Origin of the sequence: Archangium primigenium (genome assembly GCF_016904885.1) — a bacterium.
Classification (GTDB): Bacteria; Myxococcota; Myxococcia; order Myxococcales; family Myxococcaceae; genus Cystobacter; species Cystobacter primigenius.
In genome coordinates, this window is the sequence record NZ_JADWYI010000001.1 from 5,006,607 (window position 1) to 5,027,511 (window position 20,905).

Here is a 20,905-nt window from a genome sequence, read left to right on the forward strand (position 1 = left end):
GCCAACCCTTCCGTGAGAGTCGAACTCCGCCGCCCGGAGGGCCCCCCATGCTGGAAGCGCTAAAAACGGTCACCCCGCGTCGATCGCCGCTAGCAGCTCCGGGAACGAGCCCGGACCCCGTGCTCAAGCGTGTGCGGGCGTCAGCGCGCGCCGGTAGTGCATGGCGACCGCGCCGCAGCGGAGTGGCTTCGCCGAGACCAGCTCGAGCCGTCGTGTGCTGGGCATCCCGCTCTGGTACAGGGTCGGGCCGTGGCCGGCGATCCTGGGGTGGACGAGGAACTTGTACTCGTCGATCAGATCCAGTCGGTCCAGCTCGGTCGCGAGCTGGCCGCTACCGAGGAGCACGCCGGACGGGGTTGCATCCTTGAGCTTCTGCACGGCCGTGCGCAGGTCGCCGACGAGGTGGTGGCTGTTACTCCACGGGAAGTCCTTTCGCGTCGACGACACCACGTACTTTGGCTTGTTCTCCAGCTTGATCGCCCACTCGCGCAGCGCTGGCGGCGCCGACTCATCGCCTCGGGCGACCGCCGGCCAATAGCTCTCCATCATCTCGTAGGTGACGCGGCCCCACAGCATCGCCCCGCCCTCGTCCATGAGTCGGGTGAAGAAGGCGTGTGTCTCGTCGTCGGCGATGCCCTCCTGGTGGTCGACGCAGCCGTCCAGGGTGACGTTGATGCTGAAGGTCAAGAGTCCCATGCGGCCAGTCTAAGCACACCGCGGGCTGAATCACGCACGCCGTGCTTACCTGAGCAGGCCGGTGACCCGGGGTCGGCCCTCGCCGTCCCAGCCCAGGTTGCCGATGTAGAGCCCGTCCGGGCCGCCCGCGGTGGCCTCGTCCGGGTGGCCGTTGAACACGATCCGCCAGGAGCCTTCGGGCAGTCCGCGCGTGACGTGGGCGTTGCCGGTGCCGCAGGTGTTGACGCTCGACGCGAAGGACAGCTTGGTCGGCGTCTTGGCCAGCCAGCCGCTCCACAGGCTGCCGTTCTGACGCCAGTCCGTCACGTAATTACAGGTCCCGTACCAGCCCCACGAGGTGAACAACGTGAAGGTCCCGCTGCGCTTGATCAGGACCGGGTTCTCCTCGATGTAGATGTTGGTCCGATCCGTGAGCTTGACGCTGCCGCCGTCGGCGTGCACCGGGTTGGCGATCACCTTCTGCGGGTTGTCCGGGTCGAGCCGGACCATCCGGGTCGTGGTGTGCCACAAGGGGTTCTGGCCAGGCTCCTCGGCGAACTGCGTCTTGTAGGTCAACACCAACACATCGTCGAGCCAGCTCGCGGTGGGGTCGATCAGGGAGAAGGCTCGGTTGGGGAAGCCCGCGCTCTCGTCGGCGATCAGGTCCTGCCCACCGGCGCCGGAACCGGAGAAGCAGGCCACCGGGGTGTCGTAGGGAACGAACGGACCGCGCGGATGAGCAGCCCGGGCGACCCCGATGCACCGCTCGGCGCCCTTGTCGCCGCGGGTAGGGATGGGGGCGGAGAAGAACATCCGGAAGTCACCGGTCCGGGACTGGATGATCGACGGCGCCCAGGTGCCCTTGTTCTGCCCCATCCAGGCCGCCTTGCGCGAGAGCATGGGCTGTCCCGTGGAGGTCCACGGCCCGACAAGCTCGGGCGCGGAGCGGATGGTGCCCGGGTCATCCCAGGCGCCGGTCGAACCGGTGTACCAGCGGCCGTCGTGGAAGACGACGGCCGGGTTGGCGATGCCGGTCGCCACGGGCCTGTCCACCGAGGTCGTGGACACCGCGGCCAGGGCGGCGGGGGCAGCCAGACTGGCCACGAGCAGACCGCCGGTGACGACTCGCGCCGACATCGCGCGACGGAGGCGGGGTCGACCGTGGACGGGGAGTGGGAACAGGAACATGACAAATCCTTTCACTTGGGGAACGCGATGTTCTGCAACGCAGTAGATTTTCCCTCCGGGGCGGGCGTCAAGCGTGCTCCGGCGACCGCTCGACTGGGTTCGGCGTTACATTCGAATCATGGACACGTTGGACGTGATGAAGCTCCTGCTTCGGGTCGCCGAGACGGGAAGCTTCTCCAAGGCGGCTCGGCAGATGCGGATGGCGCAGTCCACGGCGAGCAAGCAGATCGCGCTCCTGGAAAAGCGGCTCGGCGCGCAGCTCGTGCGCCGCACGTCTCGCGGTCTCGCCCTGACCGAGGCCGGGCAACACTATTACGACGAAGCGCTGCGGCTGATCGGCGAGCTCGAGGCCCTCGACGATGCGGTGCGCGAGCGCGAGCGCGAGCCCGCCGGTCTGGTTCGAGTGACCTCTCCCCCGGGCTTCGCCGCTGACTTTCTGCTGCCCGAGTTGGGCTCGTTCTTCGCGCGATACCCAGGGCTGTCGATCGACTTCGTCGTCTCGCAACGTCTCGTCAACCTGGTCGAGGAGCGCGTCGATGTCGCCGTCCGCATGGGCGAGCTCGAGAGCAATGAGTTGCGTGCACGCCACGTGGGCACCTCCACGGCGATCGTTGTCGCCTCGCCGGGTTACCTGCGGGAGCATGGCGAGCCGACCCACCCCGCCGAGCTCGAGCGCCATGACTGCATCGCGTCGATGCGTGGCGGCAGGCCGCGGCCGTGGCAGTTCGGCCACGGCGCCGAACGCGTCTTCATCGATCCGAAGGGGTCGATCCAGTCGGACAACACCGAACTGACCCGCGCCGCCGTGAAGGCCGGACTGGGCATTGGTTACGCGGCCAGCTGGTTGTTCAAGGAAGAGCTTTCATCGGGAGCCGTGCGCCAACTCCTGACCGGACACGAGTGCCTCCAGGTCCCCATCAACGCGGTCTGGTCCGGCGACCGTGCGCTTGCCCGGCGAACCGCGCTCTTCATCGATTTTCTCGCGACCCGCTGCGCCGCGGAGCCCATGCTTCGCATCCACTGACGGGCGGCCCTATTCCCCCTGGGAATGGATGCCATCGCCGTCCACCGTCTTCCTCGGACATTCGGGCTGACCCATATTGCCAGCCATGCGGTGCGCGCCGTGCGCTCCGCCAGCGAAAGGTCGGATGATGGGAAGGCTGCAAGAGAAGGTCGCGATCGTCACGGGCGGAAGCAGCGGGATCGGCCGCGCCATCGCCAAACGGTTCGCCGCGGAGGGGGCTCATGTCTATGTCGTCGGCCGCCGCGAGGCGGACCTGGCGGAGACCGTCGCCGAAATCGGGTCGAGCGCCACGGCGATCCGGGCCGACATCACGAACCTGGAGGAACTCGATGCGGTCTATGCCCGGGTCGTCGCGGATGGTCGCACGCTGGATGTCGTGGTCGCGAATGCCGGCCGCGCGGAGTCGGGGACGCTCGAGGAGGTGGATGCCGACCTGTTCGACAAGATCTTCGATCTCAATGTCCGTGCCACGTTCTTCACCGTGCAGAAGGGGCTGCCCCTCCTGAACGCTCAGGCCTCGGTGATCCTGGTGTCGTCGTCGCTCAACAACCGAGGCGACTCGGGGATGAGCGTCTACAACGCGTCCAAGGCCGCCGTGCGCTCCTTGGTGAAGACCTTCGCCACGGAGTTGTTGCCCCGCGGCATCCGGGTCAACACCCTCAGTCCCGGTCCGGTCGACACCCCCATCGTCGATACCAACTCGCCGACGCCGGAGGCCGCCGCGGCGTTCCGCGAGTATGCGGCGAACGAGGTCCCGATGAAGCGGATGGGGCGGCCAGACGAGGTCGCGTCTGGCGCGCTGTTCCTCGCCTCCGCCGACAGCAGTTTCTGCACGGGCATGGAATTGCGCGTCGATGGCGGCCACGCGGAACTTCGAACGACCGTTCGACGTCGCTCGAGGGCCGAGGGTTAGGGCTGGGTCAATTCGGCAGCAGGCTGGCGAGCCAGTTCGTCACCGCGTCCGAATCGGTGTCGATCAGGCCGAAGTGGAATCCGAGTTCCTCGGGATCGTGGGTCTGCGAGACCCGCAGATAGGGCTTGTACTCGACATTGCCAGCCCCGTTCGTCGTCGAGAGCTGTTCCGCGAGGATGGCGGTGAGGGCCGCGTTCACGCGCTGATCGCGCAGGGCCTGCGAGATCCGGATCGGCGCCTTGATGACGAGGTTGGGATGCATGGCCTCGAATTGCTCGAACAGGGCGGTCCTGCTCTCACTCTCCTCCTGCCGCAGCAGTTGGGGCCCCGCCAGTTGTCCCCAGGAATCGGTCTGGCTCAATTCCACCCGGCAGCGCTCTTCGACATGCGCGTACAAGGCGTTGGATTCGGGGGTCAGCACCTGGGCGCGGTCGATGTCCGGGTTCCCCGCGAGCGCCCCGGCGATGAACAAGGCCACGAAGGCATTGCCCCCGTCTGGTTCGGTTCTCTGACAGGCGAGCTTGACGAGCGATCCGATCGCGGAAGCGGGGGCCAGCGCCGCCACGCCGCGCAGGGTGAGCTCGGGGGTCCACTCCGGCGCGAAGTGCGCGCCGAACAGCGCCGCTTGCCCGCCCTGGGAGTGGCCGACAATGGCGAACTGGTCGGAGAGCTCCGGGTGGAGGTGACGCGCGGCCCGCACGATGTCGAGAATGCCGCGGGCCTCGGACTTGCCGAGGAGATAGGGATGAGGGCCTTCGGTGCCCAGGCCCTCGTAGTCCGTCATGACCACGGCCCAGCCCCGGTCCAGGAATTTGTTGAGCAGGACATGCGGGAAGGCGTTGTAGGGGTGCGCCGCCGAGCCCTCGAAATCTCGCGACGGCGCGTAGACGTCAGCGCTGCCAATGGTTCCATGCGCCCAACTGATCACCGGATAGCCGCCAGCGGGGGCCGACGTCTTGGGCAGGGCGATGAGGCCAGAGACGGCGATGGCCTGGCCGTGAACGCTCTCCGAGACATAGACCACGAGTTCGTTGGTCCGAGCGGAGGCGAGGGCGGCCGGGCTGCCGCTGTCCAACGGACGAGACCAGATCACATCGCCATGCTGACCGGTGATCTTGTCTTGGGGCGGGTAGTAACAGGCTGGACTCTCGGGGGCTATTGGCGTGGCTACGGGCACGGTCGTGATCGCCTCATGGATCGAGCAGAAGTGCTCAGGGGAAGCGCTTCCTCTACCGACACATTCCGAGAAAAGCCTATAGCCTTTATGCTGAATTGACGGTCGTGTGAGATTGTGCTCTCCACCTCTCACTGGCAGAGGGACGTGCATCCCACCACAGAGGTGACTTCATGAGCACCATCGCCTATCGCACCCAGCAGGTCGACGACGTCGAGGTCTTCTATCGCGAGGCGGGACCCGCCGACGCGCCCGTGCTCCTCCTGCTCCACGGTTTTCCCACCTCCAGCCACATGTTTCGCGACCTCATCCCGGCGCTCGCCGACCGGTACCGCGTGATCGCCCCCGACCTGCCAGGCTTCGGCCGGACCCGGGCGCCCTCGCGCGCCAGGTATGTCTACAGCTTCGACCAACTCGCCCGGACGATGGGCGGCTTCGTCGACGCGCTGGGGCTCGAGCGCTACGCGCTCTATGTCTTCGACTATGGCGCGCCCGTCGGCTTCCGCCTCGCGCTCGCCCATCCGGAGCGCATCACCGCGATCATCACGCAGAATGGCAATGCCTACGAGGAAGGGTTCAGCACCGGGTGGGAACCCTGGCAAGCGTACTGGCGGGAACCGACACCGGCGAATCGCGAGGCCTGCCGCGCCTCGCTGACCGACGAGGCCATCCGCTTCCAGCACACGCACGGCATGCCCGAGGACCGCGTGGCGCCAGACGCGGCCGAGCTCGACATCGCCTACCTGCGCCGCGGCGAGGCGGAGGAGATCCAGCTCGACCTGATCCTCTCCTACAGGACGAACGTGGAACTCTATCCCGCCTTCCAGGCGTACTTCCGCGAGCACCAACCGCCCCTGCTCGCGGCCTGGGGTCGTCGTGACGCCTTCTTCCTTCCCCCCGGGGCGCTGGCCTACGCGCGCGATCTCCCCCACGCCGAGATCCACCTCCTCGATGCCGGCCACTTCGCCCTGGCGACGCATCACGAGGAGATCGCGCAGTTGATCCGGCGCTTCCTCACCCGGCATCTCCTCGGCACTAGGAGAAGTTGACCGAGACGTCCTCGCGGCGCTGGTGCAGCTCCCAGAACTTCTCGGCGATGGCCGACGCCTCCAGCGTCGCATCGCCGGAGTCGAACGCGGTGCCCTTGACGGTCCCGAGCACGACGACCTCGCCCACGTAGACGCCCTCGCCCGAGAGCTTCTGGTGCAGCAGGCCCACGGTCTTGTGCTGCGCGGCCTTGGAGACCGCGAGGCCCATGGCATTCCACGACACCGCCAGCGCATCGAGCTTCGGGTCGTAGTACGCGAGGCCGCCGCCCGTGACGAGGATCGCGCCCTTCTCCTGCTTCAAATCGGGCAGCGCCTCCTGGACGCCCGCCACCAGTCCGAGCACCGACACGCCGAGGGGCCCGTTCAGCTCCTCCACGGGCGAGGTCGTCAGGTCCCCGGCGCCGGGGGTATACGCGTTCCAGTGGAGCACCGCGATGGGCCCGAGCGATGCACGCACGTCACGGATGAGCGCGCGCACGGACTGGGGCTGGGCGAGGTCACAGGGAAAGGCCTGGGCGGTGAGGCCCGCGCGGGAGAGCGCCGCGGCCGAGGCCTTGAGCCGCTCCGCGTTGCGGGCGACGAGCGCGACCGCGAAGCCCTCCTCGCCAAACCTGCGAGCCACTGCGTCCGAGATGCCAGGCCCGTGACCACAGACGACGATGGTTTTTTTCACCCCTCGAACGTAGCACGCCCGGTCAGCGCGGCGGCCACGACCAGGACACCGAAGACGGCCACGTTGAACCGGGGCTCCCAGTACGTCATGAAGAGGACCGCGATGGCGAGCCACCCGGCGGCGGCGATCAACGATACCGCCACGACGGGCACTTCCTTGAACAGGTCCAGCGAGCGCCACGCGAGCCAAAGCCCGAGCAGCCCGAACACGAACTGCCCGAGCGCGAACGCCGAGTGGAGGCCGTAGTAGAGGGTCGTCTCGGTGCTGGGGACGTGCTTGCCCCGCAGGTGTTGGGACACGACGTCGACGACGAAGTGCATCACCCCGGTGAAGGTCAGCCAGCCGTACGCCGCGTAGACGAGGATCTTGTGCATGTCGTGCCCCGCGGGAGTCGCCTACTGGAACGCGACCTGGGTGAGCTCCTCGGACACCCGCCAGAGGCGGTTGGCGGCCGTTCGGTCTTCCGCGCGCTGGGGAACCTTCGCCAGCGTCGGATGGCCCCGCATCTCGCTCAGCTTGTCGGGGCCGTAGTAGGCGCCGGCCTTGGCCTCGGGCGAGGTCGCGGCGAAGAGGGTGGGCAGCGCGCCCTGCGACGCGGGCTGGAACAGGAACCACATGAACGTGCGCATCATGCCCGAGGCACTCCACCGGCCGGGCGCGTTGTGCAGCAGGTCGGTGCGCGAGATGCCGGGGTGCGCGGCGATGCTGGTGACGCCCCACCGGTTCGCCTCGCTGCGCCGCTGCAGCTCGAAGGCGAACAGGAGGCAGGCGAGCTTCGACTGGCCATAGGCCCGCATCGGCTGGTAGCTGCGCGTCGCGTGCAGGTCGTCGAAGTCGATCACCCCGGCCCGAGCGGCCACGCTCGACAGGGTGACGACGCGCGCGTCGGTCCCCTTGCGCAGCAGGGGCATGAGGTGGGCCGACAGGGCGAAGTGGCCGAGGTAGTTGGTGCCGAGCTGCAGCTCGAAGCCATCCGAGGTGGCCTGCCGCTTCGGCGGGGTCATCACGGCGGCGTTGTTGATCAACAGGTCGAGGCTCTCGCGCTGCCCCTTGAGCCGCGCGGCGAAGTCGGCGATGGACTTGAGGCTGGCGAGGTCGACCTGCTCGAACCGGACCTTCGCGGAGGGGACCTCGGACTGGATTCGCGCGACGGCCTCCGCGCCTTTCTGGGGGTTGCGGCCGGCGAGGATGACCTCACCGCCCGTTCGTGCGAGTTCGAGGGCATCCTCGAGTCCGAGGCCTCCGGTCCCGGTGATGACGGCTGAACGGCCCTTCTGCGAAGGCATGTCGGAAGTGGTCCACTGGGTCATGCGCCGGATGTAACGAGCCGGGCGGGGGTCGGTAAAGCGCGAGACGCCCGACACACTGTCTGGTACATCGAGACAATGCGCCTTGACCTCGATGCCCTGAAGATCTTCGTCCGGGTGGCGGAGCTGCGGAGCTTCACGCAGGCCGCCCACCAGCTTGGCATGCCCAAGGCCCGCGCGTCCGCACACGTGCAAAAGCTCGAAGCGGAGCTCGGCACCCAGCTCCTCCAGCGCTCGACCCGCGTCGTGCGCCCCACGCCCGAGGGCGAGCAGCTGCTGAAGCGGGCCCCGGCGTTTCTCGCGGAGGCCGAGGAAATCTCGGCGCTCTTTCATGCGAGCCGGGCGCTGCGGGGGCGGGTGCGCGTGGAGCTCCCCGTCATCATCGCGCGCGACTTCGTCATGCCGCGGGTGCCCGAGCTGCTCGCGCGCCATCCGCAGCTCCAGCTGGACATCTGCGCGAGCGACCGGCTCGTGGCGGCGGTGCGGGACGGGTTCGATCTCGTGCTGCGCGTGGGGCTGGTCAACGAACCGGGGCTCGTCGGGCGCCGCATCGGCGAGGCCTCGTCGATGAACTGCGCGAGTCCCGCCTACCTGCGCCAGCATGGAACGCCGCGTACGCTGGACGATCTGCGCGACCACTTCGTCGTCCACTACGCCACCGACCCGGTCCCGGTCTTCGAGTACATCGACGGCCCGACGTACAAGGAGCTCCCCATGCGCAGCATGGTGACCGTCGACAACTTCGACGTGTACGAGGCGGCGGGCCTCGCGGGCCTGGGCATCGTGCAGGTGCCACGGTCCGCGCTGGAGCGGCACGCGAACAGGATCGTGGAGATCCTGCCGGAGTTCGTCGCGCGACCGGTGCCCATCACGCTGTTGCACACGCACGGGCACTCGGTGCCACGGCGCGTGCGGGCCGTGATGACCTGGCTGATGGAGGTGCTGGCGCCCACCGTCAACGCGCTCATGAGCGCTCGGTGAAGCGACTGTACGCCTGGCCCTCCTCAGCCGTGGGTCGGAAGGGGACCTCGGTTCGTGAGGAGCGCGCCAGCGATCACGCCGAAGAGATGATCGGCGCGGCGCTCCGGTGACGTCTGGTCGCGGAGCCACGCGAGCGCCCCGAGCAGCGCGAACAGATCGACGCCATCGACGTCGGTCCGCGCCAGGCCCTCGGCTTGCGCGCGGGTGAGGAGCCGGGTGCCCGCCGCGCGCATCGCCACGCACGACGCATGGAGCGCGGAGTCCGGGTCCGCGATGGCGGCCATCATCGCATCCACCACGCCCCGGTGGCGGTGGGCGACCCCGACGGCTTCACGCAGCCACGTCACGAGTGCCTCGTCGGGTGGACACGAGGCCTCGAGTTCGTCCGCCCGGGCCTTCAGCGCGTCGAAGCTCGCCCGGAGCAAGGTCTCGAGCAGGGCCTCGCGCGTCGGAAAGTGACGGTACAGCGTGCCGAGCCCCACACCCGCCCGGCGGGCGATGTCGCGCAGCGAGGCGTTGGCGCCTTGCTCGGTGAGGACGTCGCGCGCGACGGCGAGGAGGTGCTCGTAGTTCTTCTGGGCGTCGGCTCGCATGGCTCTGTCTTGACAACCGGAGCGGTGCTCCGCATATGAGGAGCACCGCTCCGGATAGGGTAGCCCATGTGCGGTGAAGGAGAAAGCGATGCCGAAGAACACGATGGCGGCGGTGCGGCTGCACGAGTTCGGGGGGCCCGAGGTCCTGCGCTATGACGAGGTGCCGATTCCCACGCTGAAGGCGGGGGAGGTGCTCGTTCGCGTCCATGCGGTGGGCATCAATCCCCCCGACTGGTACCTGCGCGACGGGATGAGGACGATGCCCCCGGAGTGGCGGCCCACGATACCGCTGCCCGCCATCCCGGGCTCGGACGTGTCGGGGGTCGTCGCGGCCGTTGCCCCGGACGTGCGAGGCTTCTCCGTGGGCGACGCGGTCTTCGGCATGATCCGCTTTCCGAGCTTCGGGGAGAGCGCGGCCTATGCCGAGTACGTCGCCGCGCCCGCGTCGGACCTGGCCCACAAGCCCGCGGGCATCGATCACGTGCAAGCCGCCGGAGCGCCGATGTCGGGGCTCACCGCGTGGCAGTTCCTGATCGACGTCGGACACGACCATCCGAACCCGTTCCAGGCGCTGCCGCATCGTCCGATGGCCCTCGGCCCCGGGACCACGGTGCTCGTCAACGGCGCCGCGGGCGGCGTGGGGCATCTCGCGGTGCAGCTGGCCAAATGGAAGGGGGCCCGCGTCATCGCGGTGGCATCGGGTGCGCATGCGGCGTTCCTGCGCGGGCTCGGCGCCGACACGTTCATCGACTACACCCAGGGCCGGGCCGAGAACCAGGTGCGGGAGGTCGATCTCGTGCTCGACGCCGTCGGCGGCCCGGGCAGCGATCGGTTCCTGCGCACGCTCAAGCGCGGCGGTGCGTTGTACCCGGTGTTCGTCAGCCCCATCAACGCCGAGGAACTCGAGCGGCTCGGCGTGACGACCTCGATCACCCAGGTGCGCTCGAACGGCCCCCAGCTCGCGGAGCTCGGGCGTTTGCTCGACGCGGGGACGGTGCGCGTCGCCATCGACAGCACGTTCCCGCTCGCGGAGGCGCGACAGGCGCACGAGCGCGCCGCCCGGGGGCACCTCCGAGGTAAGATCGTGCTCACGGTCGCGTGAGGGCGAGGGCTCGGCCCAGGTCGATCGCGACTCCTGGGCAACCTCGGGTCACCTCGGGCATCAGAGGCGCCAGCACGGGACGGGAACGTCCCCTCGCACGGGAGTGAAGACGTGATCGATCTGTATACGTTCAGGACGCCCAACGGCCGCAAGGCCTCCATCGCGCTGGAAGAGCTCGGCCTGCCCTACACCGTCAAGGTGGTGGACCTCACCCGGGGCGAGCAGCTCAAGCCCGAATTCCTCGCCATCAATCCCAACAACAAGATTCCAGCCATCGTGGATCATGAGGGGCCCGGCGGTCGGCCGCTGACGCTGTTCGAGTCCGGCGCCATCCTGCTGTACCTCGCGGAAAAGGCGGGCGCGCTGTTGCCCACGGATGCGCGGGGCAAGGCGGAGGTGACGCAGTGGCTGATGTTCCAGATGGGCGGCGTGGGGCCGATGCTGGGCCAGCTCAATTTCTTCGGGCATTTCTCGGCCCAAAAGGATGCCTTCGCCATCGAGCGCTTCCAGACGGAGGCCCGGCGCTTGCTGGGCGTGCTCGATCGGCACCTGGCCTCACGCGATTACCTGGCCGGCGCGTACTCCATCGCGGACATCGCCACGTACCCGGCGCTGGTGACCGCGCGCGGCTTCTTCCCGGAACTCTTCCAGACGCTGGGGCACGTCCCGCAGTGGATGCACCGCGTCGGCAGCCGTCCCGCCGTGCAGCGGGGCATGACGATCCCCTGACCCGGCGAGCGCGTGTGCCCGAGCGCTCCGCCGGCGCCGGGCGGCGCCCTGCACCGCGTCATCGTTCCCTCCATTTCCCGCGCACCGCGAACCCGCGATACTGCGCGCCCTGGCTCGTTGAACTGCTCCTTGGGGGATTTCATGAACTGGCGGGGAACATGGGGCGTCGGTCTCATCGTCTGGACCGCGCTCACCGGTTGTCAGCACCCTCGGGTGCTGGGCTCGGGGGCCTTGAGCGCGTCCGACTCGGGCTCGGGCAACTCCAGCGCGTCGGGGGACTCCAGCCGGTCCGACTCGGGCTCGGGCAACTCCGGCGCGTCGGGGGACTCCAGCCGGTCCGACTCGGGCTCGGGGGACTCCAGCCAGTCCGACTCGGGCAACTCCGGCCAGTCCGATTCGGGCTCCGGGGACTCCAGTCGCTCTGACTCGGGCTCGGGCGACTCCAGCCGTTCGGATTCGGGCTCCGGGGACTCCAGCCGGTCCGATTCGGGCTCGGGCGAATCCACCAGGGAGTCGAGCCGGCCGACCGAGGTCTCGGGCAGCTCGAAGGGCAGCGAGAGCAAGTCCTCGCCCATCAGCTCCATCACCCTGGTGGGCGTCACCGTGGGCGGGCTGGGCGTGGTCATCTGGCGCACGTTCAGCGCCGCGGCCCAGGCCCTCCCGCCCCCGGTCGCCATGGGCGAGGTGGCCCAGGCCTACCTGCGCGCGCGCAACCACCAGTTGCGTGAGGATCTCGCGCTCGGCGCGGGCCCCAGCATCGAGGACCTGGCCTCCCTGGCGCGCATCCGCCGGGAGAACCTGCGGCTCTTCGGCCAGGTGCTGCGCGCGCACCGCGGGGAATTGCTCGCGCTCGCCCAGCCGGCCCACCTCACGCCCGCGCGCGCCCTGGAATGGCTGGAGCGGGTGGGGCGGCTCGCGGGCGAGGAGCCCCGGCTCCAGCGGGATGCGAGCGCGTTCCTGGCGGCCCAGGGCCTGGGGGAATGAAGCGCGGGGCCCTCCTGCTACTGACCTGGCTGGGCGGAGGGTTCCAGGGGGAGGCGGCCGCGCGACCCCTCGCCGAGCGCGTGGCCGCCCTGGAGGCGCGCGCGGGCCTCGTGCTGCGCCCGCCCGCGTCCGAGGACGCCGCGCTCGTGACCGAGATCGAGGCCGCGCTCGAGGCGCTGCCGCCCGCGCTGCGCCGGCCCCCGGGCGGGCCGCTGGAGCTGGTGACGCACCCGGAGCCCGCGCCCTTCGGTCTGGGCAATGCCTCGGCGCGGCGGCCGGAGTGGAGCGAGGACAAACGGCGCTTCCACCTGTATGCCTTCGTGCCCGGAGACGAGCGGCGGGCGGCGCTGCGCACGGCGCGGCTGTCCGACGGGGAGCTGGAGCGGCTGTGGCGGCGGCGCGCGGTGGTGCACGCGGTGATGCGGCGGTGGGACGACGCGCGGGGCTGGAGCGGGACGGCCCGTTGGCGGCGCCTGTCGGGTTGGCGTCGGCCCCTGGAGCGGCCGCTCGTCTTCTCCGAGCAGGCCCTGCTCACCTATGACGGGGCGTACAGCCGCGCACGCGGCCGGGCGAGCGCGGCGCTGGACCTGGCCACCTTCGCCGAGGAGTTCTTCGTGCCGGTGGAGTCGCTGCGCGAGGACGCCTTGTCGGTGGACGAGCGCGTGGCGTGCCAGGAGTTCTCCAAGGCCCGGGCGCTCGGCGAACTGCTGGCGCGGGACGGCCTGGCGCGGCTGGCGCCCCGGGCCGCGTGCCCCGCCTTCGACGCCTGGGCCCGGCAAGAGGCGCTGGCCGAGGTCGAGGTGCTGTTGGTGAGCTCCACGGGCCGCCAGCCCGAGTCGCTGTTCGGGCACTTGATGCTGCGGCCGGTGTGGCGCGAGGACGCGGAGGCCGTGCGAGGCCCGGGCTTCGAGGCGGTGGTGCAGCCCGTGGCCCTGACGGGCGGCCGGGCGCGGGGACCGGACTATGTCCTCATGGGCCTGGCCGGGGGGTTCTCGCTCGCCTTCCTCACCACGACACTCGGGGACGTGGCGCACGAGGCCCTGGAATTGGAGCAGCGCACGGTGCGCCGCTTCCGTTTGCGGCTCACGGCGGGCGAGCGCGTCCGGGTGCTCGAGCGGGTGTGGGAGCTGGAGCGGCGGGGCTACCTGCCGTACTTCTTCGCCACCGACAACTGCGCGAGCGCGCTGCTGTTCCTGCTCAACGGCGCGCTGGAGGAGGACCGGCGCGTGCGCACGCCCGGCCTGCTGTGGGTGCTGCCCGGGGCCACGCTGGATGCCCTCGCGCGGCTGGAGGTGGACGGCCCGGACGGCGCGCCCCGGCCCCTGCTCGAGCACGTGCCGGATGACCTCGAGTCCACGGGGGACCGCGCCCTGCGGGCCCACGCGGCCCGGGAGCGGGCGCTCGCGACCGTGGTGGCGCGCGTGGGGCCGTCGCTGGCCCCCCGGTGGACCCTGCTGCACCGGCGGCTGTCGTCCGCGGTCCCCGGCACGCGTCATGCCGCCTGGCACCGGGTGCCCGCCCTGGTGGAGGCCACGCTCGCCGCCGCGCCCGTGGCCGAGGCGGTGCACGCGTACCTCGCCCAGTCCGTGCGGGTGGAGCGCGCGGAGGTGGACCGCATGGAGGCGCGGCGGCTCGCCGTGGAGTACGCCCGGCTGGTGGCGGTGCACGGTGTCGTGCCGGACCACCGCGGCGCCGAGCGGGAGCGCCAGCGGGTCTTCGAGCGGGAGGACGCGGTGCAGCGCCACCTGGCGGCGCTCGATCGCCTCGCCCTCGTCGAGCAGGTGCTGGCCACCGCGGACAAGCGCGCCCCCACGCCGCAGGAGGAACAGGTGCTCGCGCGGGCCCGGGACGTGGAGGCCGTCTTCCAGACCGCCACCGACGTGCAGGGGGCGCTCCAGGGGGGCCCGCTGGCCCCGGTGGAGGGGCTGGACTTCCTGCGGCGGGACCAGGCCGACAAGGTCCAGGCGGAGCGGACGCGGGCCGCGCGCGGGTTGGAGACCTCGGGCGCGGCGCGCGTCGCGGTGGGCGGGGGCGTGGAGTGGCTCGCCTCGGGGGGCATGCGTCCGGTGCTGTCGCTCCAGACCGCCGCGCTCAAGGAGGGCCTGGGCGAGTCGTTCCTCCATGGCTTCCGGCCGAGCAGCGAGCTGCGGCTGCTCGACGGGGTGCTGCGCCTCGTGCCCGGACGGGGCCTGCCCCGGGTGGTGGACTCGCGGCTCACGCTGCTGGGCTACCGCACGCTCTTGCGCGAGCCGCCGTGGCACCGCGAGACGCTGCTCGACGAGCTGGGGTGGGGCGTGGAGGCCCGGATGGAGACCCGGGACAAGGCGCACGCGCAGCCGTACCGGGCCACGCTCCAGGCCGAGGCCCTGCTGGTGGTGGACGACAGCCCGGACTTCCGCCACTACGCGGCGCTGGGTGTGGGGGCCAGGGCGGCCGTGCGGTGGGGCGCGTGGCCCACGCCCGGCGCCGGTCCCCGCTTCTCCTTCGCGCAGCGCGTGGCGCTCCCGGGCTCGTCCTTCAACGCCGTGCGCCTGGAGGCCGCCTGGGCGCCCCTGTTCCTGCTCGGAACGGGTCCGCGGTACGAAGCGGAGGCCTCGCTCCAGGTGGAGTGGCTCGTCGGCCGGTGGGGGCCTCGGGCGCTGCGGCTGGTGCCCCGGGCCCAGCTCCTCTGGGAAGGGCACGTCGAGCCTCGGGTGGACATGGCGATCGAGTGGTTGTGAGCGGGCCGCCCGCCTGGTGTCCCTCCGGGCGCGGCCCCCTTCGCGTCACACGGGGGCAATCGCGCCTTCCTTCCTTCGTAGAGCGGAGGAGAGCGGAGGTTGTCGCTCTGGAAAAGGAGCCTCGCCATGTTGGACACGCGCGTCGATCACCGCTTCAAGCGCACCTGGGAGTTCTTCACGGCCAACGCCCTGGACCTGATGCTGGGCAGCCTCGTGGTGTTGCTCGGCTCGATCACCGTCGTGCTGGGGCCGTGGTTCGCCTTCAACCTGCTCCAGGAGACGCTCGAGGGGGTGCGCACGGGCCGCCCGGTGAACTGGCGGGCGACGTACACCCGGCGGGGCACCTTCCTCAAGAGCTGGGGGCTCGCCCTGGCCATGGGCATCCCGCTGGCCATCGGCTACTCGCTCATCCTGCCCGGCCTGCTGCTGTCCATCCTCTGGCTGCACGCGCCCACGCTGGCGGCCGAGGGTCGGCCCGTCCTGCGCGCGCTCGGTGACAGCTACCGCCTCTTCCAGCGCCGGCAGGACTGGGCCGCGTGGACGCTCAACGTCCTCGTCGTGGTGGCCATCTCCGCCGCGGGGGGGCTCGCGCCGCCCCTGGCCGCGCTCATCACGCTGCCGCTGTCCCTGGTGTTCCTCGCCTACTGCCAGACGGACGAGCTGGGCGAGGAGCCGATGCCGCCCCTGCCCCGGCGCGAAGTGGTGGTGTGAGCGCCAGGGCGGGGCGACCCCGCCCGGCTCACTCGCCGTCGGGGTTGCGGATGCAGATCTGCCCGACGAAGGAGATGTACGCGCACACCGGCAGGCGAGGGCCGCACTCGACCGAGGACACGCAGGGCCCGGAGCAGAAGTAGCCGCTCCAGCCCTCGATGCAGAGCGAGCTCTCGCAGTCATTGCCGGTGGTGCACGCGTCGATGCCCGAGCGGCCCGTGCCGCGCGGGCCCGTGAGGCACTGGCAGCCCAGGGACTCGTCGCAGTCGCAGCGCTCGTCGCAGGGGCAGTCGCTGTTGAAGGTGCAGTCCAGCCGTGAGCCGCCCTCGGGCGTGCTCGGGTCGTGGACACACGTGCCTCCGTCGTCGGTGCCCGCGTCCGGGGGACTGCCGGCGTCCGGCGCGCCCGCGTCCGGCGTGCCCGCGTCGACCTCGCCCGCGTCGGTGGAGGCATCCGGCGCCTCGCCCGCGTCAGGCGTGCCCGCGTCGTCCTCGCCCGCATCGGTGGAGGCATCCGGGAGTTCCCCCGCATCCGGAAGGCCCGCGTCGTCCTCGCCTGCGTCAGGCGTGCCCGCGTCGTACTCGCCCGCGTCCTCGGGCGCTCCGGCGTCCACCGCCGTGCCCGCGTCGCTTCCCGCATCGGTCGGGTCGGTCTCCGTGGAGGCGTCGGGCGGGGGCGGGGGCGTCCCGGCATCGCCTGGGCCCTCGCCGGAGCCTCCATCCTCGGTGGGCGCGGGGTTCTCCACCTCCGGCTCCGGGGGAGACGCGCTCCCTCCACAGTGCGTCAACGCGAGGACTCCGAGCACCGAGGCAACGACGAACCACTTCTTCAAGGGCACTTCTCCCGTGCGGCGAGTGACGTTGCCGCCACCGCCGTTCAGGCCCAGAAGGCCACGAGGGCACCCACGGCGGTGGCCAGCACGTTGACGGTATCATTGCCCAGCCAGGACCAGCCCCGGAGCGGCCGGGTGGGGTGGCCACAATGGTGGAGCCGGCGCTCGGTCTCGCGCGCGCAGTGTTCGCACCACCGCACGTCCTGTGCGGTCGCGCCCAGGGCGCTGTCGGCCAGCGAGCCCGCCACGCCCGCCCCGACAATCCAGGGCAGCGCCGTCCACGACACGCCCGCGAGCACGGCGAGCACGCCCACGAAGGCCGCGCCGCCCGTGGAGGCCAGCATGCCCAGGCCCGACACCGCGCCCGAGGTGCCCGGCGCCACGGTCCGCCAGGTCGTCACCAGCCGGGGCGCCGAGCGCGAGAGCACGCCCAGCTCCGTGGCCCACGTGTCCGCGTTGGCGGCGGCGAACGCGCCCAGCATGGCCAGCAGGTAGCGCGCGTCGCCCGTGACGCCCAGGAGCACGGCGGCCAGCGCCCCCACGCCTCCGTTGGCCAGGGCCTGGCCGAGGTCGCGCGTGCCCGTCTTGGCATACTCGGCCTCGACGCCGGCCTTGCGCGCGCGAAATGCCTTGGACAGCGCGCTGGAGGAGATGAAGAAGCCGAGCAGGGCGACCGTGCCCACCGCGCCAGCGAGGCCGAACACGGGCGTGCCGATGAGCAGCGCGCCGAGCACGCCGCTGGGCGTGAGCGAGCCGCGCCGCCACGAGGCGATGCCAATGGCCAGGGCACACGCCGCGCCCACGCCCAGGCCGGTGGCCAGCGCGGCGGGCGTCCACGCGAGCACGGCGGCGGCGGCCAGGGGCACCCAGAGGTTGTCGCGGCCCCGCGAGCCGAGCGCCTCGGCGACGGCGGCCACCACGGCGCACAGCAGGGCCAGGGAGACGCGGGGCATGTCCGGCGACAGGCCCGGCAGCCAGGTGAGGGCGGCGAGCACGGACAGGAAGGTGCCCGCGAGCAGCGCGAGCGAGCCCTCCAGACTCTTGGTCTCCCCGCCGAGCGTCGCGTACGGGTGGCGCCCGAAGCGTCGGCCCACGAGCGACGCCAGCGCATCACCCACCGCCATGGCGAGCACGCCGCCGGCCGCCACCGCGGGCCGATCCCACGCGAACCACAGCACGGCCGAGAACGACAGCGCGAACCAGACCGTGCCCAGGTTGTCGGCGGGGGCCTCCACCGCGCGCAGCAGCCGCTGGCGGTGGATGAACCAGTTGCCCACGGCGGCGGTGAGCGAGGGCACCACGGCCCACTCCCGGTGCTCGAAGAGCGCCAGGGCACCGAAGACCCACAGGCCCACGCCCACGTGGATGAACTTGCGCGCCCACTCCCGGGGAGCGCCCCGGCGGGCGGCCACTTCACCACCCAGCACGCACACGCCCACGTAGGCGTAGGACAGCAGCAGCGCTTGGAGATCCCGGCTCATGCCTTAGAAGAACACGTTCATCAGCAGGCCGGTGGTGCCGAAGGGGATGCCGATGGTGCTGCCCCCGTTCTCGAAGCGCAGCGCGAGCCCGAGCGTGCCCGCCACGCTGACGCGGGGCACGAAGAAGTACTCGACGCCCAGGCCCGCCTTGGCCCCGAAGTCGATGTCGCCGTCATAGGCGAACTCGAGCCCGCCCTCGGCGAAGGGCCGCAGCGTGCCGGTGGTGAGGTGGTGGCGGAACACGGCATCCACCGACAGCCGGGCCGCCACGTCCGGCTTGAGGCCCACGATGAAGCCCAGGTTGAGGCGCAGCGAGTCCACCGGGCTGACGAACAGGAAGCCGCCCACGGTGGGCAGGGCGTTCACGCCGAACACGATGCCCTTGGCGCCCTCGGCCGCGGCGGTGCCATCCGACGCCTTGTCGTCCTCGGCCGTGGACACGGAGGGCTCCTCGCGCGCGGCGACGCGCTCGGCCGACTTGGAGGTGGACTCGGCGGCGCGCTCGGCCGTCTTCGCGGGCGCGGCGGCGAGGGCGGCGGAGGACACGAGGCACAGGGCGGCGGAGGACAGCAGGGCGAGACGCATGGTGGGCTCCTGGGAGAGGGGTCGACTGGCGACGGCCTTATAGTCCTTTCGCGCGGAGTGCGGGGTCAGCGCGTCGGCCCCGTGTGCCGCGCGCGCAGCCGGGGAATCAACGCCCAGGCCTCGGCCGCCGTGGCGACGTGGTGGATCTTCTCGAAGACGTTGTCGTCGGAGTGCGGGTACAGGCGGCTGGCGAGCGCGAGCCCCTTGGCCAGCGCCCGGTGCAGCAGCCGCCCCCCGATGTAGATGTTCCCCACGACCCAGGACATGGGCAGGTTCTCGCTGAGGTAGCGCGCGGCCTCGGGATCCAGGCGGCCAATGGCGTCGAGCTCGGCCACGAAGATGAAGGGCCGGACCTCACGCATCTCCTGGTAGATGGCCAGGGCGCCCCGGACATTCTCGAGCGTGAGCGGCCCGTTGAAGCGCGTCCAGAAGATGTCGGGTGGCTCGAAGCGGACGGTGTGCTGCTCCAGTTTCCAATCGCGTGGGCCCGGCGGCATGTGTGTCCTCCGGGCCCAGCCTAGCGTGGATGTCACCCATCAGGGTGGGTAGGTGCGCTCAGCGGCTCCGCCGGCCTCCACCGCCCCGGCCCCGCGAGGCGCCGCCCGCTCCCCGAGGCGCCCCTCCCGAGCGGCCACCGGGCTTGCCGCCACCGGGCCTGCCACCGCTGGCCCTGCTCCCGCCCGGCTTGCCCCTGCTCCCGCCCGGCTTGCCGCCCGCCGCGGGACGACGCCCCGGTGCCCGGCTCGGGCGCTCGGCGTCCCGGGCCTCCCCGCGCGCCGTTCCGGGCCGCTTCCCCCGCGTCTTGCCCGCGCTCCGGGAAGGCGCCGCGCCCGCGCGCTCGCGCGACTCCGGCCGGGCGAATCCGCCCTCCCGAGCGGGCTTGCGCTCCCGGGGGGCCTTGCCTTCCCGAACGGGCTTGCGCTCCCGAGCGGGCTTCTTGGCCGGACGCTCGGGGCGCGGCTCGTCCAGGGCGTCCAGCAGGGAGTCCTCCTCGCTGCGGGCGCGGAAGGCGTCCAGCGCCTCGCGGAAGGCGGCGTCCTTGCGGGGCACCTCGACGCGCGGCAGGCGCATCCGGGTGATGCGCTCGATGGCCACCACCGTCTCCTCGTCGCGCTCGGTGAGGAAGGAGGACGCGCGTCCGCTCGCCCCGGCGCGCGCCGTGCGGCCAATGCGGTGCACGTAGTCCTCGGGCGAGTGGGGCAGGTCGAAGTTGATGACGTGGCCGATGTCGTCCACGTCCAGGCCGCGCGAGGCGATGTCCGTGGCCACCATGCAGCGGTACTGGCCGCGCCGGAAGCCCTCGAGCGCCTGGCGGCGCTGGCCCTGGGTGCGATCGGAGTGGATGAGGGCCGTCTTGTAGCCCGCGTTCTTCAGGTAGCCCTGCACCTTCTCGGCGCGCTCGCGGGTGCGGGTGAAGACGAGCGTGCTGAGCTGATCCTTGGCGAGCAGGGTGAGCAGCAGGGGGTACTTCTCCTCGGAGGAGACGTCGTACACGCGCTGCACGGCGCGCGCGGCGGGCGTGCCGCTGGGCGTCACCTCCACCTTGACGGGCCGGCGCAGCGTCTCCTGGGCGAAGCGCGTCACGTTGTGGCCGAGCGTGGCGGAGAACAGCAGCGTCTGGCGCTCGCGGGGCAGGGCGGCGAGCACCTGCTCCAGCTCGGGCGCGAAGCCCATCTCCAGCATGCGGTCCGCCTCGTCGAGCACGAGCACGCGCACGGTGGACAGGGTCACCCGGCCCTCGCGCAGCAGGTCGGCCAGGCGGCCCGGCGTGGCGATGAGCAGCGAGGGCTTGGCGCGCAGCTCCTCCACCTGGCCGGCCATGTCCGTGCCGCCGATGATGACCGCCTGGGTGAGGCCGCGCGGCGCGCCGAAGAAGGACGCCTCGCCGGCGATCTGCTGCACGAGCTCGCGCGTGGGGGCGAGCACCAGGCCCGTGGGCCCGGCGTCCGTGGCCTTCAGCCGCTCGACGAGGGGCAGGAGGTAGGCGGCGGTCTTGCCGGTGCCGGTGATGGCGCAGCCGATGACGTCGCGGCCGGCGAGCGCGGGCGGAATGGCCTGGGCCTGGATGGGGGTGGGGGAGGCGAAACGGGCACGCCGCACCGCATCGAGGGACTCAGGGGACAGACCGAGGGACTGGAAGGAGGAGCTCACCCGGGCGGGGCTATCACAAAACCTCCTCGAAAA

Annotated in this window: 22 protein-coding genes; 9 read left to right on the plus strand and 13 right to left on the minus strand. The window is 71.3% G+C overall.

Annotation, left to right across the window (positions count from 1 at the left end; all coding sequences use genetic code 11):
- Positions 1 to 123: 123 nt before the first annotated feature.
- Both I3V78_RS20715 and I3V78_RS20720 read right to left on the minus strand, forming a co-directional pair.
- Positions 124 to 696 (minus strand): dihydrofolate reductase family protein, encoded by a 573-nt coding sequence (locus I3V78_RS20715; protein WP_204490190.1) that lies wholly within the window; start codon positions 694 to 696, stop codon positions 124 to 126.
- Between the two features lie 45 nt (positions 697 to 741).
- The gene (locus tag I3V78_RS20720; protein WP_204490191.1) at positions 742 to 1,812 is read right to left on the minus strand and encodes a family 43 glycosylhydrolase; all 1,071 of its coding nucleotides are present in this window, start codon (positions 1,810 to 1,812) and stop codon (positions 742 to 744) included.
- Positions 1,813 to 1,999: 187 nt separating this feature from the next.
- Here I3V78_RS20720 and I3V78_RS20725 point away from each other — a divergent pair, with 187 nt between their 5' ends.
- A complete protein-coding gene (locus I3V78_RS20725) occupies positions 2,000 to 2,887 on the plus strand; it encodes a LysR family transcriptional regulator (protein ID WP_239578125.1) in 888 nt (295 codons plus the stop codon).
- 124 nt (positions 2,888 to 3,011) lie between these two features.
- Complete coding sequence (locus tag I3V78_RS20730) at positions 3,012 to 3,800, plus strand: SDR family NAD(P)-dependent oxidoreductase (RefSeq protein ID WP_204490193.1); 789 nt, start codon at positions 3,012 to 3,014, stop codon at positions 3,798 to 3,800.
- A 7-nt stretch (positions 3,801 to 3,807) separates the two neighbouring features.
- Here I3V78_RS20730 and I3V78_RS20735 read toward each other — a convergent pair whose 3' ends face one another.
- Entirely contained in the window at positions 3,808 to 4,893 is a 1,086-nt protein-coding gene (locus I3V78_RS20735) for an alpha/beta hydrolase family protein (RefSeq protein ID WP_338023687.1), read from the minus strand.
- Positions 4,894 to 5,147: 254 nt separating this feature from the next.
- Between I3V78_RS20735 and I3V78_RS20740 the strand changes: the two genes are divergently transcribed.
- Positions 5,148 to 6,023 carry an alpha/beta fold hydrolase gene (locus tag I3V78_RS20740; protein ID WP_204490194.1) on the plus strand — a complete coding sequence of 292 codons (876 nt, stop codon included), beginning with the start codon at positions 5,148 to 5,150 and terminating at the stop codon, positions 6,021 to 6,023.
- Here the strand turns inward: I3V78_RS20740 and I3V78_RS20745 are convergent.
- From I3V78_RS20745 to I3V78_RS20755, 3 genes are read right to left on the minus strand one after another with little or no spacing between them, the layout of a single operon-like run.
- Entirely contained in the window at positions 6,010 to 6,810 is an 801-nt protein-coding gene (locus tag I3V78_RS20745; RefSeq protein ID WP_338023688.1) for an SDR family NAD(P)-dependent oxidoreductase, read from the minus strand. The two genes, I3V78_RS20740 and I3V78_RS20745, sit on opposite strands and share 14 nt — an antisense overlap.
- On the minus strand, positions 6,693 to 7,070 hold the full coding sequence (locus I3V78_RS20750) for a hypothetical protein (protein ID WP_204490196.1): 378 nt from the start codon (positions 7,068 to 7,070) through the stop codon (positions 6,693 to 6,695). Before I3V78_RS20750 ends, I3V78_RS20745 begins: the two co-directional genes overlap by 118 nt.
- A gap of 21 nt (positions 7,071 to 7,091) precedes the next feature.
- Complete coding sequence (locus tag I3V78_RS20755; protein ID WP_204490197.1) at positions 7,092 to 8,006, minus strand: SDR family oxidoreductase; 915 nt, start codon at positions 8,004 to 8,006, stop codon at positions 7,092 to 7,094.
- Between the two features lie 75 nt (positions 8,007 to 8,081).
- Between I3V78_RS20755 and I3V78_RS20760 the strand changes: the two genes are divergently transcribed.
- Positions 8,082 to 8,984, plus strand: a complete 903-nt coding sequence (locus tag I3V78_RS20760; protein WP_204490198.1) for a LysR family transcriptional regulator — start codon at positions 8,082 to 8,084, stop codon at positions 8,982 to 8,984.
- A gap of 23 nt (positions 8,985 to 9,007) precedes the next feature.
- On the opposite strand, the gene I3V78_RS20765 is transcribed toward I3V78_RS20760, so the two are convergent.
- Positions 9,008 to 9,577 carry a TetR/AcrR family transcriptional regulator gene (locus tag I3V78_RS20765; RefSeq protein WP_204490199.1) on the minus strand — a complete coding sequence of 190 codons (570 nt, stop codon included), beginning with the start codon at positions 9,575 to 9,577 and terminating at the stop codon, positions 9,008 to 9,010.
- 88 nt (positions 9,578 to 9,665) lie between these two features.
- Between I3V78_RS20765 and I3V78_RS20770 the strand changes: the two genes are divergently transcribed.
- Both I3V78_RS20770 and I3V78_RS20775 read left to right on the plus strand, forming a co-directional pair.
- Complete coding sequence (locus I3V78_RS20770; RefSeq protein WP_204490200.1) at positions 9,666 to 10,679, plus strand: NADP-dependent oxidoreductase; 1,014 nt, start codon at positions 9,666 to 9,668, stop codon at positions 10,677 to 10,679.
- Between the two features lie 111 nt (positions 10,680 to 10,790).
- Complete coding sequence (locus I3V78_RS20775; protein WP_204490201.1) at positions 10,791 to 11,408, plus strand: glutathione S-transferase N-terminal domain-containing protein; 618 nt, start codon at positions 10,791 to 10,793, stop codon at positions 11,406 to 11,408.
- A gap of 200 nt (positions 11,409 to 11,608) precedes the next feature.
- On the opposite strand, the gene I3V78_RS20780 is transcribed toward I3V78_RS20775, so the two are convergent.
- On the minus strand, positions 11,609 to 12,034 hold the full coding sequence (locus tag I3V78_RS20780) for a hypothetical protein (RefSeq protein WP_204490202.1): 426 nt from the start codon (positions 12,032 to 12,034) through the stop codon (positions 11,609 to 11,611).
- On the opposite strand from I3V78_RS20780, the gene I3V78_RS20785 reads away from it, so the two are divergent.
- The 3 genes from I3V78_RS20785 to I3V78_RS20795 all read left to right on the plus strand — a co-directional run bounded on the left by I3V78_RS20785 (position 12,027) and on the right by I3V78_RS20795 (position 15,823).
- Positions 12,027 to 12,392, plus strand: a complete 366-nt coding sequence (locus I3V78_RS20785; RefSeq protein WP_338023689.1) for a hypothetical protein — start codon at positions 12,027 to 12,029, stop codon at positions 12,390 to 12,392. The genes I3V78_RS20780 and I3V78_RS20785 overlap by 8 nt on opposite strands.
- Positions 12,389 to 15,112, plus strand: a complete 2,724-nt coding sequence (locus I3V78_RS20790; protein ID WP_204490204.1) for a lipoprotein N-acyltransferase Lnb domain-containing protein — start codon at positions 12,389 to 12,391, stop codon at positions 15,110 to 15,112. The genes I3V78_RS20785 and I3V78_RS20790 overlap by 4 nt, the downstream gene beginning before the upstream one ends.
- A 126-nt stretch (positions 15,113 to 15,238) precedes the next feature.
- Entirely contained in the window at positions 15,239 to 15,823 is a 585-nt protein-coding gene (locus tag I3V78_RS20795; RefSeq protein WP_204490205.1) for a hypothetical protein, read from the plus strand.
- A 28-nt stretch (positions 15,824 to 15,851) separates the two neighbouring features.
- On the opposite strand, the gene I3V78_RS39340 is transcribed toward I3V78_RS20795, so the two are convergent.
- From I3V78_RS39340 to I3V78_RS20820, 5 genes are all read right to left on the minus strand, one after another.
- Positions 15,852 to 16,655, minus strand: coding sequence for a hypothetical protein (locus I3V78_RS39340; RefSeq protein WP_239578777.1), 804 nt, complete (start codon positions 16,653 to 16,655; stop codon positions 15,852 to 15,854).
- A gap of 44 nt (positions 16,656 to 16,699) precedes the next feature.
- Complete coding sequence (locus I3V78_RS20805) at positions 16,700 to 18,136, minus strand: DUF92 domain-containing protein (protein WP_204490206.1); 1,437 nt, start codon at positions 18,134 to 18,136, stop codon at positions 16,700 to 16,702.
- Between the two features lie 3 nt (positions 18,137 to 18,139).
- The gene (locus I3V78_RS20810) at positions 18,140 to 18,721 is read right to left on the minus strand and encodes a hypothetical protein (protein ID WP_204490207.1); all 582 of its coding nucleotides are present in this window, start codon (positions 18,719 to 18,721) and stop codon (positions 18,140 to 18,142) included.
- 65 nt (positions 18,722 to 18,786) lie between these two features.
- The gene (locus I3V78_RS20815) at positions 18,787 to 19,218 is read right to left on the minus strand and encodes a hypothetical protein (RefSeq protein ID WP_204490208.1); all 432 of its coding nucleotides are present in this window, start codon (positions 19,216 to 19,218) and stop codon (positions 18,787 to 18,789) included.
- Positions 19,219 to 19,276: 58 nt separating this feature from the next.
- Complete coding sequence (locus I3V78_RS20820; protein ID WP_204490209.1) at positions 19,277 to 20,872, minus strand: DEAD/DEAH box helicase; 1,596 nt, start codon at positions 20,870 to 20,872, stop codon at positions 19,277 to 19,279.
- Positions 20,873 to 20,905 lie beyond the last annotated feature (33 nt).

Excerpts from the sequence above, each read along its gene's own strand:
- I3V78_RS20715 (WP_204490190.1), bottom strand. The coding sequence starts at position 696 with ATGGGACTCTTGACCTTCAGCATCAACGTCACCCTGGACGGCTGCGTC.
- I3V78_RS20720 (WP_204490191.1), bottom strand. The coding sequence starts at position 1,812 with ATGTCGGCGCGAGTCGTCACCGGCGGTCTGCTCGTGGCCAGTCTGGCT.
- I3V78_RS20725 (WP_239578125.1), top strand. The coding sequence starts at position 2,000 with ATGAAGCTCCTGCTTCGGGTCGCCGAGACGGGAAGCTTCTCCAAGGCG.
- I3V78_RS20730 (WP_204490193.1), top strand. The coding sequence starts at position 3,012 with ATGATGGGAAGGCTGCAAGAGAAGGTCGCGATCGTCACGGGCGGAAGC.
- I3V78_RS20740 (WP_204490194.1), top strand. The coding sequence starts at position 5,148 with ATGAGCACCATCGCCTATCGCACCCAGCAGGTCGACGACGTCGAGGTC.
- I3V78_RS20750 (WP_204490196.1), bottom strand. The coding sequence starts at position 7,070 with ATGCACAAGATCCTCGTCTACGCGGCGTACGGCTGGCTGACCTTCACC.
- I3V78_RS20755 (WP_204490197.1), bottom strand. The coding sequence starts at position 8,006 with ATGACCCAGTGGACCACTTCCGACATGCCTTCGCAGAAGGGCCGTTCA.
- I3V78_RS20760 (WP_204490198.1), top strand. The coding sequence starts at position 8,082 with ATGCGCCTTGACCTCGATGCCCTGAAGATCTTCGTCCGGGTGGCGGAG.
- I3V78_RS20765 (WP_204490199.1), bottom strand. The coding sequence starts at position 9,577 with ATGCGAGCCGACGCCCAGAAGAACTACGAGCACCTCCTCGCCGTCGCG.
- I3V78_RS20770 (WP_204490200.1), top strand. The coding sequence starts at position 9,666 with ATGCCGAAGAACACGATGGCGGCGGTGCGGCTGCACGAGTTCGGGGGG.
- I3V78_RS20780 (WP_204490202.1), bottom strand. The coding sequence starts at position 12,034 with ATGACCACGCCCAGCCCGCCCACGGTGACGCCCACCAGGGTGATGGAG.
- I3V78_RS20790 (WP_204490204.1), top strand. The coding sequence starts at position 12,389 with ATGAAGCGCGGGGCCCTCCTGCTACTGACCTGGCTGGGCGGAGGGTTC.
- I3V78_RS20795 (WP_204490205.1), top strand. The coding sequence starts at position 15,239 with ATGTTGGACACGCGCGTCGATCACCGCTTCAAGCGCACCTGGGAGTTC.
- I3V78_RS20805 (WP_204490206.1), bottom strand. The coding sequence starts at position 18,136 with ATGAGCCGGGATCTCCAAGCGCTGCTGCTGTCCTACGCCTACGTGGGC.
- I3V78_RS20810 (WP_204490207.1), bottom strand. The coding sequence starts at position 18,721 with ATGCGTCTCGCCCTGCTGTCCTCCGCCGCCCTGTGCCTCGTGTCCTCC.
- I3V78_RS20815 (WP_204490208.1), bottom strand. The coding sequence starts at position 19,218 with ATGCCGCCGGGCCCACGCGATTGGAAACTGGAGCAGCACACCGTCCGC.